The sequence below is a fragment of the Roseovarius sp. JB2-10 genome, from assembly GCF_055693585.1.
This window is the reverse complement of sequence record NZ_CM146337.1, coordinates 689,845-708,785: the sequence shown is the minus strand read 5'-3', so window position 1 is coordinate 708,785 and position 18,941 is coordinate 689,845. Positions and strand designations below refer to the sequence as shown.

The window sequence follows — 18,941 nt, the reverse complement described above, 5'->3', positions numbered from 1 at the left end:
AGAAAGTGATGACGACGAGAAGAAAGTTTTTAACAACTGCGGGTGTGGGCGCTGCGGCCACGCTGGCCTCACCTGCAATCGTAAAAGCCCAGGCGCCGATCAAATGGCGCTTCCAGACATATGCTGGATCGGCGTTGGGCGAGCATGTGACCAAGCCGATGGTCGACTATGTCAACAACGCGGCCAACGGTGAGATGGAGATCGAGCTTTTCTATGCCGATCAGATCGTCCCGACGGGCGAACTCTTCCAGGCGCTCCAGCGCGGTACCATTGATGCGGTGCATTCGGACGATGACTCCATGGCCTCGCCCACACCGTTGCGCCAGTTTGGCGGATATTTCCCTTTTGCCACCAAGCATATTCTTGATGTGCCGGTTCTCTTTAACCAGTACGGCTTGGCGGATATCTGGCGGTCAGAATACGAAAAAGTCGGTGTGCAGTGGATTTCCGCGGCCGGACAGGACCCGTGCAACTTCAACACCAAGAAGGAAATCACATCTGTTGCCGATCTGGATGGGCTCAAGCTTTATTCCTTCCCGACGGCTGGCCGGTTCATGGCCAAATTCGGTGTGGTGCCGGTCAATATCCCGTATGAAGACGCCGAAGTGGCGGTTCAGACCGGCGAGCTGGACGGCATGGCGTGGTCGGGTATCACCGAGGACTACACCGTGGGCTGGGCCGATGTGACGGATTACTTCCTGACCAACAACATCTCAGGTGCCTGGATTGGGTCGTGGTTCGTGAACCAGCAACGGTGGGCGGATTTGCCCGACCATCTGAAGCAATTGGTGATGGCAGCGACCGAGGCTGGACACACCTATCGCAACCAGTGGTATTGGGGTGGTGAAGCCGCGTTGCGGGCCAATGGTGACAAATTGGAACTCCGTACGGTTCCCGCCGAAGAATGGGCCGAAGTGGAAGACGCCGCGAAGGATTTCTGGAAAGAGATCGCGGAAGAAGGCGAAATCCAGCAGAAGATCATCAATATCTTCAGCGAGTACAACTCGGTCATCAACCAAGCCGGACCACCCTACACAAACGGCTAAAGTGACCCTTCAAAAACCTCTGGTCCCGGCGCTGTCCGGGGCCGGGCAACACAATAACCGCCACAGAACGGACTGCCGATATGAGCCTGAGTTTTGATGATCTGAAAGCACAAACCGCGTCGGGAGACGTGGACACGGTTCTGGCCTGTATCGTGGACATGCAGGGCCGCCTGATGGGCAAACGTTTTCACGCCGCGCATTTTGTGGACAGCGCGTGGGAAGAAACACATTGCTGCAATTACCTGCTGGCCACGGACCTCGAAATGGCGACGCCGGATGGCTATGCATCGACAAGCTGGCAGTCGGGCTATGGCGACTATGTGATGAAGCCTGATCTGGCGACGTTGCGCCCTGTGCCGTGGCTGGCGGGCACGGTGATGGTGATCTGTGATGTACTGGATCACCATACACACAAGGATGTCCCCCACTCGCCCCGGGCGATGCTGAAAAAACAGGTTCAGCGACTGGAGCAGATGGGATTCGACGCCATGATGGCGACCGAACTGGAATTTTTTCTGTTCGAGAAGAGTTTTGACGCCATTCGCAAGGACAAGTTCCGCGATCTGGAACCCATTTCCGGCTACAACGAAGATTACGCCATTTTGCAGACGACCAAGGAAGAGCATGTGATGCGGCCCATCCGCAACCATCTCTACGCGGCGGGCATCCCGGTTGAAAACTCCAAAGGCGAGGCTGAAACAGGCCAGGAGGAATTGAACATCAAATACGCCGCCGCGATAGATACCGCGGATTTTCACACGATTGCCAAGAATGCCGTCAAGGAGATCGCTTTTCAGCAAGGCCACGCAGCGACTTTTTTGCCGAAATGGCACCACGACAAGGTGGGCAGCTCCAGTCACGTCCATCAATCGCTTTGGAAAGACGGCACGCCTGCTTTTTTCGATGCGGATGACAGTCTGGGAATGTCTGCGTTGATGAAAAAATACATGGCGGGCCTGCTGAAATACGCACCCGACTTCACGTATTTTCTGGCGCCTTACATCAATAGCTACAAACGATTTCAAAAAGGGTCGTTTGCGCCAACCCGCACGATCTGGTCCGTGGATAACCGCACGGCTGGTTTTCGGCTTTGCGGGGATGGCACGAAATCTGTTCGCGTTGAATGTCGCGTGGGTGGCTCTGATCTCAACCCCTATCTGGCAATGGCTGCACAGATCGCCGCAGGGATTGCCGGGATCGAGGAGGAATTGGAGCTTGATCCGCCGTTTTCAGGAGACGCGTACGAAGGAAATACCGGCATGATCCCACAGACCCTGCGGGATGCATGTGCGACTTTGCGCGGATCCAAGATGTTGCGGGCGGCAATGGGAGATGACGTCGTGGATCACTATGTGCGCGCCGCCGAGGTTGAGATCGAAGATTTTGACCGCGTGGTCACCGATTACGAGATTGCCCGTGGGTTCGAGAGAGCGTGAGGATCACATGTTAATTGCGCTGCAAATTCGGACCGAGAAGCGGACGCGCTGGTATGACGAAGAAAATCGCGGTGTCTCTGAAGCCGCAACAAATATGGGTCAGATTGCACATGTGGCGCTGGCCGATATCCGGGGGGAGAGGGTGAAACGTTTAGACGATACATCAAACGCGTTCCCCAAGGCGTGGTGTTCGCCCTCGCCCCCTGGACCAATTTCGACGACGCGCAGGAATTCGATTTGAAGACCTGTGGGCAATATCTGATGGGACTAAACAGATGTCCTGCTGCAAAAACCTTCTATCTAAAAGGGTGAACTCATGAGCCTGACTGGAAACTGGTCTTATCCGACCACAATGAAATTTGGCGCTGGCCGGATCAAAGAATTACCCGACGCCTGTGCGGCGGCGGGGATGAAAAACCCGCTTTTGGTGACGGATAAAGGTTTGGCCGAATTGCCGGTCACACAAGCCGCGCTTGATATCATGGATGCGGCCGGTCTGGGCCGGGCGATGTTCAGCGAGGTTGACCCGAACCCGAACGAAAAAAATCTGGTGGCCGGCACTGATGCCTACAAAGCCGGTGGTCATGACGGTGTGATCGCCTTCGGCGGTGGCTCTGGTCTTGATCTGGGCAAAATGGTTGCCTTCATGGTTGGCCAAACCCGCCCGGTCTGGGATTTTGAGGATATTGGTGATTGGTGGACGCGGGCAAATGCGGATGTCATTGCGCCGATCGTGGCGGTGCCCACAACGGCCGGGACCGGATCAGAGGTGGGGCGCGCAAGCGTGATTACCAATTCTGAAACCCATGTGAAGAAAATCATCTTTCACCCCAAAGTGCTGCCATCCGTCGTGATTTGTGATCCTGAATTGACCGTCGGGATGCCGAAATTTATCACGGCAGGCACCGGCCTTGATGCGTTCGCGCATTGCGTCGAGGCGTTTTCCAGCCCGCATTACCATCCGATGAGCCAGGGCATCGCGCTCGAAGGCATGCGGCTGGTGATCGACAATCTGCCCCGAGCCTACGTCGATGGCTCGGATATCGAGGCTCGCGCCAATATGATGTCTGCAGCGGCCATGGGGGCAACAGCGTTCCAAAAGGGTCTTGGGGCGATCCATGCGCTCAGCCACCCGATCGGGTCGGTCTACAACACGCATCACGGGACAACCAATGCGGTTTTCATGCCTGCGGTGCTGGAGTTGAATGCGCATGAGATCAAAGACCGCTTTGATTTGGCGGCGTCTTACTTGGGCATTTCCGGCGGCTTCAAAGGTTTCTGTGAATTTGTGCAGGAGTTCAATGATAGCTTTGGCATCGTGCGCAAGCTGCGCGATATGGGTGTGGGCGATGACCGGATAGATGAACTGGCCGCAATGGCGATTGAAGATCCGTCCTGCGGCGGCAACCCTGTTGAACTGACGCTGGAAAATCTGTCGGGTATCTATCGGGACGTGATCTGATCCGGTTGGTATTGAACCCGTTCATCCGTCGCTCAACAGCGGTAGCATCAGGTGAAAAAGTTCAGCTTGAGAACTGATTGCGCATTTGCGGTAGAGTTGTTTGCGGAAGACCTTCACGGTTTGCGGGCTGATGCCGAGCTTTAACCCGATCGACACCGACGAATGTCCGCGCAGAATGAAAAACGCGACCTCGGCCTGACGCTGGCTGAGCCGGATGCCATGTGACGTCTCCAGCGATGCCACCAGTCGGTCGGTCACTGCAGTATCGGAGTAATCTCCCTGTGCGGCCAATCCGGCCCATTGACGATTTGCCAGTGATTGGACAATCGGCGCAATCTGGCGCGCGGCTGACAGCTCTTTGGTGTTGAACCGCGTATCAGAACTGGCATCGCGCCCAAGGCAAACATGCAACGACATATCGGGTGCGGGATAGGTGACAAAGGCGAGTTCGTCCATCAACGTCGTGGCCGAGTAGTAGTCCAAAAAATAGGGATTGCGATGAAACTGGTCGGGCGCGATGTCCGACAAACGGTAAACACCAGCTTTGGCCCGGCTGATATGCAGATCGTGAAACGGATCCAGCAGGTACGCACCGGCAATATAGATTTTTTCAAACCTCTCATGCACGGCGCTGATGTGCGCCTGGCGCGTGATCGAAAGAGGCCGTCTGCCATCAAAATAGGCGATGACAGTGCAATTGTCCTGACGCATTTCGGCCTGCAACCAACGTTGAAGTGCCTCGGAAAAGTCATTTGTGCCAAGGGCATCAATAGTCTGTGCCAGAAAATTAGGCACGTCTGGAGCGTTTGCCATGTCATACCACCACGGGGGTATATACCCCCTCATATGAAGTTAATAACCTAATTTTGCCGCTTTAGGGGGTATAGGCAATGGAAAATAGTGTTTCAGATTCCGGCGCTGCTGCGGTCGAAATTGATCACGTCACCAAACGGTATGGGTCGTTTACGGCGCTGCAAGATGTCTCCCTGACGATTGCCGACAACGAATTCTTTACGCTGCTCGGGCCGTCGGGATGCGGCAAGACGACGTTGTTGCGTATGATCGCCGGGTTCGAGGATGTGACCGAGGGTGAGATTTATCTTTTCGGAGATGAAATCGAAACGCTGCCACCGAACAAAAGACCCGTGAATACTGTGTTCCAGAACTATGCGCTCTTCCCGCATATGAGTGTGACGGACAATGTGGCGTTTGGCCTGGAAATGCTGGGTCGGACGAAGGCCGATGCGCGGGCGCGCGCAGGCGAGATGTTGGAACTGGTTCAGCTGTCGCAATTTGCCGAGCGCAGCCCGTCGCAATTGTCAGGGGGCAACAACAACGCGTCGCTCTGGCACGGGCGCTGGCCCCACAGCCAAAGGTCTTGTTGCTGGACGAACCGTTGTCGGCACTGGACCTCAAGCTGCGGCAGGCGATGCGATACGAACTCAAAGCGTTACAGCGCGAGACCGGTATCACGTTTATTTTTGTCACCCATGATCAGGAAGAGGCGTTGACCATGTCTGACCGGATCGCGGTGATGTCGGACGGCAGATTGCAGCAACTGGGCGCGGCACGGGATATCTATGAAGCGCCGCATAACGTTTTTGTCGCGAATTTCATTGGAGAAACCAATCTTCTGGACGTCCGGGTCGAGAAAATCGACGGCGCACGGGCCACGTGTGATCTGGGCGGCGGCTATGCACTCAGCTGTGAGGCCGTGGAGGGTGTCACGGCGGGTGCGCAGGTGCATCTTTCGGTCAGGCCCGAACGTTTGTTCCTGTCCGATACGCCAGCCGCCAATGAAAGCCTGAAGGGTACGGTGCGCGATAACATCTTTATTGGCACGGATATCCAGACCATCGTGGCGCTGAGTAACGGACCAGAGATGACGGTGCGCACATCCAATTCAGAGCGGGGCAGCAGCCGAATTTTTGAACCGGGCAGCGCCGTATTCGTCAACATGGAGGTGGGGGCCGCGCGGCTCCTGGTGGACTGATGGCAGCAGGCGCGGCATCAGGCGGATCAGCCCGTTCGGACACATACAAAGAGGCGCGAACGTGGCTGTTATTGCCGTCATGGGTGGTGCTTTCTGTCCTGGTGCTGGCGCCCGTGGCAATGATGTTGGTCTACTCCTTCCTAACCAAGGAATTCCGAGGCGGTGTCATCTGGGAATTCTCTCCGGCAGCCTATGATCAGTTCTTTTGCAACCGCGGGCTTTTCGGAGATGAACCCTGCAGCGTCGAGTGGACCTATATCCTGATCTTCTGGCGTTCGATCTGGCAGGCAGGGGCCGCCACGTTGCTGAGCCTGATCATTGGGTTCCCCACAGCGTATTTTATTGCCACACGGCCCGCGCCTGTCAGGCCACTTTGGGTGTTTCTGATCACGATACCCTACTGGGTAAATCTGTTGATCCGCACGGTCAGCATGAAGTTTGTGCTACGCGACCAAGGCCCGCTCAATGACTTTCTGATGGCGACCGGGCTGATCGACGATCCGCTCCGCATCGTGAACACAAATTTTGCGGTTCAGCTTGGTCTTTTTTACTCATACCTGCCGTTTATGGTGCTGCCGATCTATGCCTCGGTCGAGCGGTATAATTTCAGCCTCTCTGAGGCGGCGGCTGATCTTTATGCCAGTAAATGGACAACGCTGCGGCGCATTATTCTGCCTGCCGTAAAACCCGGCGTAATTGCGGGGTGTATTCTGGTCTTTGTGCCATCACTGGGTTCATTTCTGGCGCCTGATTTGCTGGGCGGGGCCAAGAACTTCATGATCGGCTCGCTGATCGAAGAACAGTTCAAAGGGAACGCCGGGAACTGGCCCTTTGGTGCCGCGTCCGCGATGGTCCTGCTGACGATGGTGCTGATCATCCTGCTCATCATGGCGCGCCAACAGGCCCGGGCACAGAAGGGCGTATCGTAATGGCCCGGAGCAAGCACGATATCCGCCGTTACCCTGGCTTTTTACCGATGACCATCCTGTGTCTGACCCTGCTCTACGCGCCATTGATCGTGGTCACGGTCTACTCCTTCAATGCCAGTAACTCGATCACCAATTGGGAAGGGTTGAGCCTGCGCTGGTACGCGGATGTCTTTACCGGGGTCGAGGCTGAAAAATTCAAACGCGCGGCATGGAACAGTTTCACCATCGCGCTGATCGCGGCGACAGTGGCGACCACAATCGCAACGCTTGCCGCCACCGGAATGATCCGCAGCGGCCAATTCCGGCTGCGCACAGTGTCGTTCGGGTTGATCTCCTTGCCCTTGATGGTCCCTGAAATTGTCACGGCGGTTGCCACGCTGATCTTTTTCAATTCGATCGGATTTGTGCGCGGATACACGACGATCCTCTTGGCCCATATCGCCTTTTGCATCCCCTTTGCCTACATGCCCATTGCGGCGCGAATGCAGGGGATCGAAGACAGTTATGAACAAGCCGCTATGGATCTTTACGCCACCAAACGACAGGCTTTTACCAAGATCCTTTTGCCCTTGATGATCCCGGGCATCATTTCGGGTTACCTTCTGGCCTTCATCATCTCGCTTGACGATTTCATCATCACGAATTTCGTCAAGGGCGCGGGGGTCGAAACCCTGCCCACGGCCATTTTCGGGGCCGTTAAACAGGGCATCAAGCCCAACATCATGGCGATCTCGACCATGCTTCTGGCAGTCTCGATCATCATGGTCACGATATCCTATTTCATCAGTAAATCGGACAATACCAAATAACCAACAAACGGAGGAAACTATGAAAGATATACTGAAAACAACGGTTGCCGCTCTGGCGCTGAGCATCGGGGCGCAGGCAGCGCAAGCCGATGGCAAAGTGGTTCTGTACCACTGGTTCGAATACATCCCGCAAGAGTTGCTGGATAAGTTCACCGCTGAATCCGGGGTCGAAGTTGTCATGGACACGTTCGATTCAAACGAGTCGATGCTGGCATCGCTCAAGGCGGGTGGAATGGGCACCTATGATCTGGCTGTCCCGGGTGACTACATGGTCAAGATCATGGCCGGTGAAGGCATGTTGGACACGATTGCCGATGGCGAATTGGCCAATGCGGGCAACATCGCGGATGAATGGGCGGATCCCGCGTTTGATCCGGGCCGCGCGAGCTCCATTCCCTATCAGTGGGGATCAACATCTTTCATGGTCAACCGCGATGCCTATGCGGGTGAAATCAACACCACGGACATCATCTTCAATCCCCCGGAGGAGTTGGCGGGCAAAATCAATATTCTCGACAGTCAGGGTGAGGTCATGCTGATGGCGTCCCTGCATCTGGGCATTCCGCAATGCACGCAGGACCGCGATCAATTGCAGGCTCTCAATGATTTGCTGCAGGGGTCCAAAGCAAACTGGGTGTCGTTCAATTCCGATACGGCAAAGGATGTGCTGGTATCAGGCGATGCCGCGGCGGGCATGATTTGGAACGGGTTTGGTGCCAAGGCGCGTGAAGAAGGCGCGAATGTGGAATATGCCTATCCGGATCAGGGATTGATCGTGTGGATGGACAACGTCGTTCTTTTGAAGGATGCGCCCAACCGTGACAATGCGCTGAAGTTCATGGATTTCCTTCTGGAGCCTGAAAACATGGGCGCGGTGACCAATTTTGCGCGCTACAAATCTGGTGTGAAAGGCGTGGAAAACCACATCGATGATGTGCTGAAAACCATGCCGGAGCAAAACCCGCCTGCCGGTATCACGACAGTCTTTGTCGAGGTCTGTGATCAGGACACCCAGAAGGTCTATGACCAGATCTGGACCAACCTGAAGAAGTAACCGGATGCATCGGCAGATGAAGCTTGGGCTATATCAGGGGCCGCCCATTCAGGGTGATGTCGAAGAGGGCTTTGCGCGCATTGGGCAGCAGTTGGATGCTGCGTCCCGTGCTGGCGCGCGCATGGTCGTCTTCCCCGAACTTTTTCTGCCGGGCTATAATCAGCCCGAGCTGCACGCCTCGCTATCCCAGCCACGTGGCGGGGAATGGAGTGTGCGGCTCGCGGCGCTAGCGCGCAATGCAGGCTGTGGCCTGACGATCGGCTGGGCCGAGCGCGACGGAGAAACAGTGTACAACGCGGCAACGGCTTTTGGCCCAGATGGTGAGACGCTGGCGCATTACCGTAAAATTCAACTGTTCGGGCCAATGGAGAAGGCCAGTTTTGCCTTTGGCAATGCCCATGCCGTGTTCGAGTTTGAGGGGCATATCTGCGCGTTGTTGATTTGTTATGATGTCGAATTTGCGCATCACGTAAGGGCTTTGCGCAAACAGGGCGTTGCCGTGCTCTTGGTGCCCACAGCCAATCCGGCGGGTTTCGAGAACGTTTCGCGGCAGACGGTTCCCGCGCAGGCCTTTGGGCAGGCACTGACAATTGCCTATGCGAATTATTGTGGCGATGAAGGTGATCTGCGCTTTGGCGGACATTCCATCATCGTTGCCCCCGATGGCAGCGTGCTTGGCGCCGCCCACAGCACCGAAACGCTTATCGTCACGGACATCACCCATGATGTCGACCCGGCGCTGCTGTCAACGCAGCTGGCCGATTACAGGGAGATCCCAGAATGACACTCGATATTTCCAGCCGCACGGATGACGTGCTGACATCCGACACACATCTGATCCAGTCATTTGCCAATCTGAATGCGCTGAAGCAGGACGGGGCACGCACGGCCATCGTTTCAGCCAAAGGTGCGCATGTCATGGACAGTGAAGGCAACAAGCTGATCGACGGTATTGGCGGCCTCTGGTGCGTGAATGTTGGCCACGGGCGTGAAGAGATCATCGACGCCATTGCCGAACAACTCAGAACGCTGGATTATTATTCGACCTTCTACAATTTCACCCACCTGGCCGCCGCCGCCCTTGCAGAAAAGGTCGCATCTCTGGCGCCGGGCCAGTTGAACCACGTCTATTTCGGCAATTCCGGATCCGTGGCCAATGACACGGCGGTCCGCATCCTGCACCACTACAACATCCTCAGGGGTAAGCCGGAGAAACGGCAAATTCTGTCGCGCGTCGGCGCGTATCATGGCTCGACCCACATGGCGATGGCGCTGACCACGCCAGCCTATTCCGACGGGTGGAGCACTGCTGAGGGGTTGGTGCATCACCTGAAGGCACCGCATAAATATCGTGAAGCACCCGAGATGACGGATGCGGAATTCTTGCAGGTGTTGGAGCAGGATATGCTGGACGCTATCCACCGCATTGGCGCAGGCAATATTTGTGCGTTTTTTGCCGAGCCGATCCAGGGTGCTGGTGGCGTGATCACGGCACCCGAAGGGTATCACAAGCGGATGCGGGAAATCACAGCCGAACATGATATTGCCTATGTGGCCGACGAGGTTGTTACCGCATGGGGCCGGTTGGGGCATATGTTCGCGTCCGAAGATGCTTATGACTATGTACCCGATATCATCACGACGGCCAAAGGTCTGACATCCGGCTATCAGCCGCTCTCGGCCACCATCATATCAAGCGAAATTCACGACGTGATTTCCGGACCAGATGCCATGTTCCTGCATGGGATGACCTATTCGGGGCATCCGGCGGCGGCGGCGGCGGGTCTTGCCAATATCGGTATTCTTGAACGCGACGGTCTGCCTCAGCAGGTGCAAACCACGGGCAAGATTTTCGAGAACGCCCTGCGGGGATTGGAAGACATGGATATGGTTGGTGAAGTGCGCGGTTCGCATTTCATGATGGGGATCGAGTTTGTCAAAAACAAAGACACTCGTGAAGAGTTCGACGCTGATGCGATGATCGGATCAAAGGTTGCTCAGGCCGCGCAGGAGCGTGGGTTGATTGCCCGGGCGCTTGGTAACATCCTGATCCTGTCGCCTACGCTGATCATGGATGAAGTGATGATTGGCGAAATTGAGAATACCTTGCGCGAAAGCATCCAGACAGTGGCGAACGCTTTGCATGTCTGAAAAGACGGCTTTCGGTTGCGATCGATCGCACCGGTTGTCGGCGCGTCCTGACACAACAGTTTTCGCCAAAAAGAAAACCCCGCCACAAACGGCGGGGTTTTTTCCGTCCACAAAGATGTGGGTGCGGGTTCAGCCTTGGCGGGCTTTGAACCGGCGCTGTGTTTTGTTGATCACGTAGACGCGGCCTTTGCGGCGCACGACGCGGCAATCACGATGCCGGTTCTTCAGCGAGCGAAGCGAGTTACGAACCTTCATGGTCCTCTCCTTTTTGTCGCGGCGCGGGCCAGCGCCTGGGGTTGCGGGTGCCTCGCCGAAGCGACGCAGTGAATATGGTGGGCGATACAAGGATCGAACTTGTGACCCCTTCGATGTCAACGAAGTGCTCTACCGCTGAGCTAATCGCCCGTAAGTCCTGCGCTTCAGATGCCCCCAAAAAATAGGGGCGCGGAAATCCGCGCCGGAGTGAACAGGTCTATAAAAGGAGTCGTGTGAGGGATCAAGGGCTTTTAGATTGCCAAATTCAGGCTATGATAAATCGCAACAGGAGAGTTGATGCCCAAGGTTGCCTATCACCTGAACCATGCAGAGCGACGCACGACAAGTGTTGTTTTCGCCTCGCCGCATAGTGGGCGCGACTATCCTTGGAGTTTTATCCGCCGAACCAACCTGAACGAACATACCGTGCGCAGTTCGGAAGACGCGTTTGTGGATCAACTCTTTGATTGCGCACCACAATTTGGCGCACCTTTCTTGAAAGCCGGAGCACCCCGCGCCTTTGTTGATCTGAACCGAAGTGCCGAGGAACTGGACCCGGCCCTCATAGATGGGGCACAGCGTCTTGGACATAACCCAAGGGTGGCGTCCGGATTGGGCGTGGTGCCGCGTGTCGTGGCCAACGGCAAGGCGATTTATTCTGGCAAAATAACTATGGCCGAGGCGGAGCGCCGCATCGATACATATTGGCGGCCCTACCATGCCGCGTTGCAGACCCAATTGGACCAAGCCCATGCGATGTTTGGTCAGGCGATCCTGGTGGATTGTCATTCCATGCCACATGAGGCGATGGATGCTGTTGCAAGAACCGGTGTCCGGCGACCCGAAGTTGTGCTGGGCGATCGATTTGGTGCGGCGGCGGATGAGGCGATTGTGGACCGGATCGAAGCGGCATTTACCGCAGCTGGCCTGGTGGTGACGCGTAACACGCCCTTTGCCGGGGCTTACATCACCCAGCATTATGGCCGCCCGATGCGGGGCCGACATGCAGTGCAGGTCGAAATTGATCGCGCGCTTTACATGAACGAACAGATGATCCGGCCCAATAGTAATTTCCAGAATTTCCGCACCCTTTTGCGTGGTGTGATTGCGGAAATCGCAGATATCGGACGACCGGTCGAAAAATCTTTGGCAGCGGAATAACCCTAGCGAAGCGAACGACCCTTGAGGATTGCATCAGGGCCAAATTTCTGGCGAATGCGGTCTGTGGCCTTTTCAGCCTCACTGCGTTTACTCGCCTGCGGGTCCAAAAGGTCGCCTGACCGGTCGGCCCCTTCTTCCGGGATCAGGTCAGAGATACCTACGCCGATCAGCCTGTAGGCAGACGTGGCATCGACCTGATCAAAAAGATCGCGGGCGGTTCTGTAAATCATGTCTGCCAATTGCGTGGGGTCGCGCAGAGACAGGCGCTTGGTCACCAGCGCGTGGTTGGCGCGTTTGAGTTTGAGCGTGACGACACGTCCGGCAATTTGTTTTGCCTTGGCCCGGTCGGATACTTTTTCCGACAGTCGCCAGATATGCCCATCTAGGACATCGCTGTTGGCGGTATCTTCAAAGAAAGTGGTTTCGCTGGAGATCGATTTGACCGGGGCATGTGCGGAAATCCGGCGTTTGTCCTGCCCGCGGGCCAGATGCCAGAGCCGCTCTCCCATGGCACCGAAACGGGCCGTAAGATCTTCGCGCTCCCATCGCAGGAGGTCAGCAAAGGTGCGGATACCGACCTTGTCGAGTGAACTGCGAGTGGATTGACCAACGCCCCAGATCAAACTGACAGGCTTGTCGCGCAAAAATCTTGCCGTTTCGGCCTTGCCGATCACCGAAAAGCCATGGGGCTTATCAAGATCGGAGGCCACTTTGGCCAGAAACTTGTTGTGCGACAGGCCGATGGAACCGGTAAGCCCCAATTCCGTTTTCATACGCCGTACCAGGCCGGCGAGCATGACGGCAGGCGGGACGCCATGCAGCCGTTCGGTGCCTGTCAGGTCTATAAAAGCCTCGTCCAGAGAAAGCGGTTCGATTGATGGCGTCAGTTCTTCCATCATCTGCCTGATGGCGCGGGAGGTTTCCGCATAGACATCCATTCTGGGCTTTAGGACGATCGCGTCAGGGCAGAGCTTGAGCGCCTGAAACATCGGCATGGCGGATCGCACGCCCCGGATGCGGGCGATGTAGCATGCGGTTGAGACCACACCGCGACGTCCGCCACCGATGATCAAAGGCTTGTCAATCAGGCTGGGGTTATCGCGCTTTTCGACGCTTGCGTAGAAGGCATCACAATCCATATGGGCGATGCTCAAGGCGAAGAGTTCGTCATGGGTTTTGATCCGGGGGCTGCGGCAGGATGGGCAGCGCGGACCGGTGTCAAACTGTGTCAGGCAATCGCGGCAAAGGGCAGGCATTTGGCCACCGGAAAAGAGGTTGGTGGTGAGAGTGTAATCAATCCGCGAGCGCGGGGACAGGGTGTTTCAATCGAATAAGAATGAGCGCCCATGGCGCGCAGTATGTCTCGTCGTCAGGCCTCCGGCTTCCTCCTCGGGCCACGTGTGGCGGATGGAAGTGTTTGGCCAAATGCGTTTTGTCAGGGGGCGAGTTCGGACTGGATCTTGCGCGCGGCCTCTGCCGGATCAGGAGCCGCCCAGACCGGACGGCCAACCACGATGTGATCGGCCCCGTCGGCAATGGCTTGTGCGGGTGTGGCCACGCGTTTTTGATCCCCGAGCGCCGATCCGGCCGGGCGCACACCGGGCGTCACGATCTGTTTGCCGGTTGCGTTTGGCAGGGCACGTATCATTTTGGCCTCTTGCGGTGAGGCGATCACACCGTCGGCGCCCGCATCAAAGGCGCGCGATGCGCGTTCGGCGACGATCTCGGGAATGTCCCCGGACCGGATCAGACCCGCATCCAGATCGTCACGGTCCAGCGAGGTCAGGATCGTCACGGCAAGAATTTTGAGGTCTTTACCCGCAGCGCCTTCCTTGGCGGCCCGCACGACATGCGGATCGCCGTGCACGGTCAGGAAATCAAGATCAAATTGCGCCAATCCCCGTACGGCATTTTCAACCGTCGCTCCGATATCAAACAGTTTCATGTCCAGAAAAATACGTTTTCCGTGATCCTGTTTGAGTTCGTTTGCCAGCGCCAACCCGCCACCGGTCAGCATGCCCAATCCGATTTTGTAAAACGATACGGTGTCGCCCAGAGTTTGTGCCAGTTGCAGCCCGTCGAGCGCATTTGGAACATCAAGGGCAACGATCAATCGGTCATCAGACATGGCAGTAGCCTTTTATCGGGGTTTTGCCCTTTTCGCGGTGCGGGTGGCCCACGTCAAGCCTTGCCGCCAGGACATGCCTAGGGACGTTCACATCAAAATGACATCGCCGCACAAAAACTTCATCAGATGTGTTTTCCGCGCGCCTTGAAACACCGGCATGTTGACGCCTGTCGCGGAACGGTTCGGCGGCATTTCTCAGGAGGAACTTTGTATGTTCAATACACTAACAAGAGGGCGAAGGGTACTGAGCTCTGCGGTCGCCGCGGGTATGCTTGCGACAGCGGCTCAGGCGACGACGCTGGAAATCACGATCACCAATACCGCCTTGGAAGGCGGCTTTGCGATCACGCCGGTTTATTCGGCATTTCACGATGGCGCATTCGATGCTTTTAGCGAGGGTGCCGAGGCCACCGATGGGATCAGATTGATCGCGGAAACCGGCAATAGCGGGCTTTTGCCAAGCGAAAGACTTCCAATCTCACCGGACTCCGTGGCCGTCAATATCGCTGCGCCACAGAGCGGTCCGCCCACTATCGATCCGGGCGAATCCGGTATGGCAACCGTAACTGTGGACGGATCCGTGAACCGCTTTTTCACGTTTCTGTCGATGCTGGTGCCCTCGAACGATACGTTTTTAGGCAATGACGATCCTATGGCCTTTGAACTTTTCGACAGTGACGGCAATTTCCGCGGTGATCGTATCATCGACGTAACGGCCGAATACCTTTGGGACGCTGGCACGGAGATCAATGACCTGTTTGGCGGTCCGGCATTTGTCGCGGGACAGAATGCGGATGACGGTGTGGATGAAAACGGCGTGGTTCACGCGGCGGAATCCTTTGCCGCGTTTGCAGGCGCTGAGACGCCTCTGGGTATTTTGGATGGTGACCTGATTGACTTCACAAATGATCGCAGCGGTTTCTCGATCGCGACCATTTCAATTCGCGAAGTTCAGGCTGCGGTGCCGCTCCCGGCGTCGGGACTTTTGATCCTTGGCGGTCTGGCATCTCTTGGCGGACTTCGTTTGGGTCGCAAGAAACGGCAATCTGCCTAAACGCACGGTGTGAGGGACGGCGTCCTGATCACATGGCTGATATAAGAAACGGCCCGTTTAGGCGGGCCGTTTTTTCGTGGAAGGATCCGTGGGTCAGGCGGCCAGTGCGCGCAGCATCCGCATCATCAACGGTGTTTCACGAACCTGCGGCGCAGGGCGATGCACCGTTTGAACAGGTGTGTTTGCCATCCGCATCCGTAAAGCTGGGGCCGACGTCTTATGCGCCCGGTGTGCTTTTTCGACGAGACCGCGCGCGATCAGGCCAAATTCAGCCTGCAGCGGCGCTAAAATGTGGGTTGGATACTCGTATGTTTCGCCTTTGTCGTGAATCCGAACAATGGCCTCAAAACCACTGCGTTCCGGATTATAGCGGATGTCCGAAAGTTGAAGTTTATCGGTACGCATAAGCAACTTCCTTTTGCTCGGGCCTCTGCGGGCCTGTGGATAACTATGGGGATAAGTATGACGCCCGCGTGACAGTCCAAGGGGGAATCACGGAAATGTTTACCCGTGAAAGAATTTGCGGGCAGGGTGGCTTGAAGATAACGGGCTCGTTACCCATTTATGAGATAAGGTTTCCGACCGGCGTATGCCTATTGAAGGGTGCGCCACCGGGATAACGCTTGTTAAAAGGAGAAAGCCCATGGACTTGTCGAAGTTCACGGAGCGGTCGCGCGGCTTTATTCAGGCCGCTCAAACGATCGCGATGCGGGAGAGCCACCAGAAGCTGGCGCCCGAGCATTTACTGAAAGCATTGATGGATGACACTGAAGGGTTGGCAAGCAACCTGATCAAGCGTGCTGGTGGCGCGCCTGAACGCGTGACTGAGGCGCTGGACGTTGCGATGGGTAAGATCCCGCAGGTCGGTGGTGATGCCGGGCAAACATATATGGATCAGCAGACCGGCAAGGTGTTGGCAGAGGCAGAAAAGCTTTCGACCAAGGCCAAAGACAGCTTTGTTACCGTCGAACGCTTGCTGACGGCGCTGGCCGTGGTCAAATCCCCTGCCAAAGACGCGTTGGATGCGGGTGCTGTGACGGCGCAGAAACTGAATGAGGCGATCAACGATATCCGGAAGGGCCGCAAGGCCGACACAGCGAGCGCGGAAGACACATATGAAGCGCTCGAAAAATACGCGCATGATCTGACCACTGCAGCAGAGTCGGGCAAAATTGATCCGATTATCGGCCGGGATGATGAAATTCGCCGCGCCATGCAGGTGCTGAGCCGCCGAACGAAGAATAATCCGGTTCTGATTGGCGAACCGGGCGTCGGTAAAACTGCAATTGCCGAAGGCTTGGCGTTGCGCATCGTTAATGGCGATGTGCCCGAAAGCCTGGCCAACAAACGCTTGCTGTCTCTGGACATGGGCGCGTTGATTGCCGGTGCGAAGTACCGTGGTGAGTTCGAAGAACGTCTGAAAGCGGTTCTGAACGAGGTGACCGCCGCCGCAGGTGAGATCATTTTGTTCATCGACGAGATGCATGTGCTTGTGGGTGCCGGCAAAGGCGACGGTGCCATGGATGCCGCCAACCTGATCAAACCTGCGCTGGCGCGCGGCGAATTGCACTGTGTCGGTGCCACGACGCTGGATGAGTACCGAAAGCATGTCGAGAAAGACGCAGCGTTGGCGCGTCGTTTCCAGCCGGTTTTGGTGGAAGAGCCGACCGTTGAGGATACGATCAGCATTCTGCGTGGCATCAAGGAAAAATACGAACTGCACCATGGTGTGCGGGTCAGCGACAGCGCTCTTGTTGCGGCGGCCACGCTAAGCCACCGTTACATCACGGACCGGTTTTTGCCCGATAAGGCCATCGATTTGATGGATGAGGCCGCCAGCCGGTTGCGCATGGAAGTGGACAGCAAACCAGAAGAACTGGATGCGCTCGACCGTGAGATCTTGCAAAAGCAGATCGAGGCTGAAGCGTTGCGCCGTGAGGATGATGCGGCCTCCAAGCAGCGGTTGGACAAGCTTGAAAAGGAATTGTCCGAGTTGCAGGAGCGGTCATCCGAGATGACAGCGCAATGGCAATCTGAGCGTGACAAGCTGGCGGGTGCCCGCGATATCAAGGAACAGTTGGACCGTGCCCGCGCCGCGCTGGAGATTGCCAAACGCGAGGGTGATCTGGCCAAGGCGGGTGAGCTGTCCTACGGCGTCATCCCGGGTTTGGAAAAGCAACTGACCGAGGCGGAGGAAGCCGAGGAAGACGGTGTTATGGTTGAAGAGGCCGTGCGTCCCGAGCAGATCGCACAGGTGGTCGAGCGTTGGACCGGTATTCCGACCGCCAAGATGCTGGAGGGCGAGCGCGAAAAGTTGCTGGGCATGGAAGATGGCCTGCACAAGCGTGTCATCGGCCAGCACAGTGCCGTCAAAGCCGTCGCCAATGCGGTGCGTCGTGCCCGTGCGGGCCTCAACGATGAAGGGCGGCCTTTGGGGTCGTTCCTGTTTCTGGGGCCAACGGGTGTGGGCAAGACCGAATTGACCAAAGCGGTGGCGGAGTTCCTCTTTGATGACGATAGCGCGATGGTGCGGATCGATATGAGTGAATTCATGGAGAAACATGCCGTGGCACGTCTGATCGGCGCCCCTCCGGGGTATGTGGGCTATGATGAAGGTGGCGTGTTGACCGAAGCGGTGCGGCGCAGACCCTATCAGGTGGTTCTGTTCGACGAGGTCGAGAAAGCGCATCCTGATGTGTTCAATGTGCTGTTGCAGGTATTGGATGATGGTGTGCTGACCGATGGTCAGGGGCGCACGGTCGATTTCAAACAGACGCTGATTGTTCTGACCTCCAATCTGGGGGCTCAGGCCCTCAGTCAGTTGCCGGACGGTGCCGACGCCTCGGACGCGAAACGCGATGTGATGGATGCGGTTCGTGCCCATTTCCGGCCTGAGTTTTTGAACCGTCTTGACGAAACCATCATTTTTGACCGTCTCGCACGGGCGGACATGGATGGGATCGTTGATATTCAACTGGCGCGATTGGCCAAACGTCTGGCCGCCCGTAACATATCGCTTGATCTGGATGAAGCCGCCCGAAAATGGCTGGCGGATGAAGGGTATGATCCGGTCTTTGGGGCCCGCCCGCTGAAGCGTGTGATCCAGAAGGCCATTCAGGACCCACTGGCCGAGATGTTATTGGCTGGCGACGTTCTGGATGGCTCGGTCGTGCCGGTCAGTGCTGGTGCCGACGGTCTGATTGTGGGCGACCGTGTCGGCTCGTCGGGTCGGCCGCCGCCAGAAGATGCCGTCGTTCATTAAAATTTTGGAAACCCCGTGCTGGATGGCGCGGGGTTTTTTCTTGCTGAGTTGAAAGTGTGGGTTTGCGCAACCTGCGCTGCTTCCCACGGCCGCTTCAAAAAGAAGTCGTTTCAATTTTCGAAACAATCACGGGTATCCGATAGAGTTGTTGCGTGTTTCTAAACTCAAAGCCTATACTGGAACCGCCTGTTCGGACGCGGA

The 18,941-nt window shown here is 56.5% G+C and carries 16 protein-coding genes, 1 tRNA gene and 1 pseudogene; 12 read left to right on the top strand and 6 right to left on the bottom strand.

The window, feature by feature from the left end; translation table 11 throughout:
• Window positions 1-8: 8 nt before the first annotated feature.
• The 3 genes from ACZ1HJ_RS03525 to ACZ1HJ_RS03515 all read left to right on the top strand — a co-directional run bounded on the left by ACZ1HJ_RS03525 (window position 9) and on the right by ACZ1HJ_RS03515 (window position 3,944).
• Window positions 9-1,046 carry a TRAP transporter substrate-binding protein gene (locus ACZ1HJ_RS03525; RefSeq protein WP_472720968.1) on the top strand — a complete coding sequence of 346 codons (1,038 nt, stop codon included), beginning with the start codon at window positions 9-11 and terminating at the stop codon, window positions 1,044-1,046.
• A gap of 80 nt (window positions 1,047-1,126) precedes the next feature.
• Window positions 1,127-2,482: a glutamine synthetase family protein gene (locus ACZ1HJ_RS03520; protein ID WP_472720967.1), complete on the top strand. Its 1,356-nt coding sequence runs from the start codon at window positions 1,127-1,129 to the stop codon at window positions 2,480-2,482.
• 316 nt (window positions 2,483-2,798) lie between these two features.
• Window positions 2,799-3,944 carry an iron-containing alcohol dehydrogenase gene (locus ACZ1HJ_RS03515; protein ID WP_472720966.1) on the top strand — a complete coding sequence of 382 codons (1,146 nt, stop codon included), beginning with the start codon at window positions 2,799-2,801 and terminating at the stop codon, window positions 3,942-3,944.
• Between the two features lie 21 nt (window positions 3,945-3,965).
• On the opposite strand, the gene ACZ1HJ_RS03510 is transcribed toward ACZ1HJ_RS03515, so the two are convergent.
• Complete coding sequence (locus ACZ1HJ_RS03510; protein ID WP_472720965.1) at window positions 3,966-4,757, bottom strand: helix-turn-helix transcriptional regulator; 792 nt, start codon at window positions 4,755-4,757, stop codon at window positions 3,966-3,968.
• 77 nt (window positions 4,758-4,834) lie between these two features.
• On the opposite strand from ACZ1HJ_RS03510, the pseudogene ACZ1HJ_RS03505 reads away from it, so the two are divergent.
• From ACZ1HJ_RS03505 to ACZ1HJ_RS03480, 6 genes and pseudogenes are all read left to right on the top strand, one after another.
• Window positions 4,835-5,937, top strand: a pseudogene (locus ACZ1HJ_RS03505) (ABC transporter ATP-binding protein).
• Window positions 5,937-6,866, top strand: coding sequence for an ABC transporter permease (locus ACZ1HJ_RS03500; RefSeq protein WP_472720964.1), 930 nt, complete (start codon window positions 5,937-5,939; stop codon window positions 6,864-6,866). Before ACZ1HJ_RS03505 ends, ACZ1HJ_RS03500 begins: the two are co-directional and overlap by 1 nt.
• A complete protein-coding gene (locus ACZ1HJ_RS03495) occupies window positions 6,866-7,675 on the top strand; it encodes an ABC transporter permease (protein ID WP_472720963.1) in 810 nt (269 codons plus the stop codon). Before ACZ1HJ_RS03500 ends, ACZ1HJ_RS03495 begins: the two co-directional genes overlap by 1 nt.
• A 19-nt stretch (window positions 7,676-7,694) precedes the next feature.
• Window positions 7,695-8,729, top strand: a complete 1,035-nt coding sequence (locus ACZ1HJ_RS03490) for an extracellular solute-binding protein (RefSeq protein WP_472720962.1) — start codon at window positions 7,695-7,697, stop codon at window positions 8,727-8,729.
• 16 nt (window positions 8,730-8,745) lie between these two features.
• On the top strand, window positions 8,746-9,513 hold the full coding sequence (locus ACZ1HJ_RS03485) for a carbon-nitrogen hydrolase family protein (RefSeq protein ID WP_472720961.1): 768 nt from the start codon (window positions 8,746-8,748) through the stop codon (window positions 9,511-9,513).
• Window positions 9,510-10,880 carry an aminotransferase class III-fold pyridoxal phosphate-dependent enzyme gene (locus ACZ1HJ_RS03480; RefSeq protein ID WP_472720960.1) on the top strand — a complete coding sequence of 457 codons (1,371 nt, stop codon included), beginning with the start codon at window positions 9,510-9,512 and terminating at the stop codon, window positions 10,878-10,880. Before ACZ1HJ_RS03485 ends, ACZ1HJ_RS03480 begins: the two co-directional genes overlap by 4 nt.
• Window positions 10,881-11,009: 129 nt before the next feature.
• Here the strand turns inward: ACZ1HJ_RS03480 and ykgO are convergent, their stop codons facing one another.
• Both ykgO and ACZ1HJ_RS03470 read right to left on the bottom strand, forming a co-directional pair.
• On the bottom strand, window positions 11,010-11,135 hold the full coding sequence (ykgO, locus tag ACZ1HJ_RS03475; protein WP_005850168.1) for a type B 50S ribosomal protein L36: 126 nt from the start codon (window positions 11,133-11,135) through the stop codon (window positions 11,010-11,012).
• A gap of 75 nt (window positions 11,136-11,210) precedes the next feature.
• A tRNA-Val gene (locus tag ACZ1HJ_RS03470) sits at window positions 11,211-11,285 on the bottom strand.
• Between the two features lie 147 nt (window positions 11,286-11,432).
• On the opposite strand from ACZ1HJ_RS03470, the gene ACZ1HJ_RS03465 reads away from it, so the two are divergent.
• Window positions 11,433-12,296: an N-formylglutamate amidohydrolase gene (locus ACZ1HJ_RS03465; RefSeq protein ID WP_472720959.1), complete on the top strand. Its 864-nt coding sequence runs from the start codon at window positions 11,433-11,435 to the stop codon at window positions 12,294-12,296.
• 2 nt (window positions 12,297-12,298) lie between these two features.
• On the opposite strand, the gene ACZ1HJ_RS03460 is transcribed toward ACZ1HJ_RS03465, so the two are convergent.
• Together ACZ1HJ_RS03460 and pyrF are read right to left on the bottom strand one after the other, a co-directional pair.
• Complete coding sequence (locus ACZ1HJ_RS03460; protein ID WP_472720958.1) at window positions 12,299-13,552, bottom strand: DNA polymerase IV; 1,254 nt, start codon at window positions 13,550-13,552, stop codon at window positions 12,299-12,301.
• A 179-nt stretch (window positions 13,553-13,731) separates the two neighbouring features.
• A complete protein-coding gene (gene pyrF / locus ACZ1HJ_RS03455; protein ID WP_472720957.1) occupies window positions 13,732-14,424 on the bottom strand; it encodes an orotidine-5'-phosphate decarboxylase in 693 nt (230 codons plus the stop codon).
• Between the two features lie 211 nt (window positions 14,425-14,635).
• On the opposite strand from pyrF, the gene ACZ1HJ_RS03450 reads away from it, so the two are divergent.
• Window positions 14,636-15,478, top strand: a complete 843-nt coding sequence (locus ACZ1HJ_RS03450) for a spondin domain-containing protein (protein WP_472720956.1) — start codon at window positions 14,636-14,638, stop codon at window positions 15,476-15,478.
• 93 nt (window positions 15,479-15,571) lie between these two features.
• Here ACZ1HJ_RS03450 and ACZ1HJ_RS03445 read toward each other — a convergent pair whose 3' ends face one another.
• The gene (locus ACZ1HJ_RS03445) at window positions 15,572-15,883 is read right to left on the bottom strand and encodes a hypothetical protein (RefSeq protein ID WP_472720955.1); all 312 of its coding nucleotides are present in this window, start codon (window positions 15,881-15,883) and stop codon (window positions 15,572-15,574) included.
• Window positions 15,884-16,121: 238 nt separating this feature from the next.
• Here ACZ1HJ_RS03445 and clpB point away from each other — a divergent pair, with 238 nt between their 5' ends.
• Window positions 16,122-18,740: an ATP-dependent chaperone ClpB gene (gene clpB, locus ACZ1HJ_RS03440; RefSeq protein WP_472720954.1), complete on the top strand. Its 2,619-nt coding sequence runs from the start codon at window positions 16,122-16,124 to the stop codon at window positions 18,738-18,740.
• The last annotated feature ends 201 nt before the right edge of the window (window positions 18,741-18,941 follow it).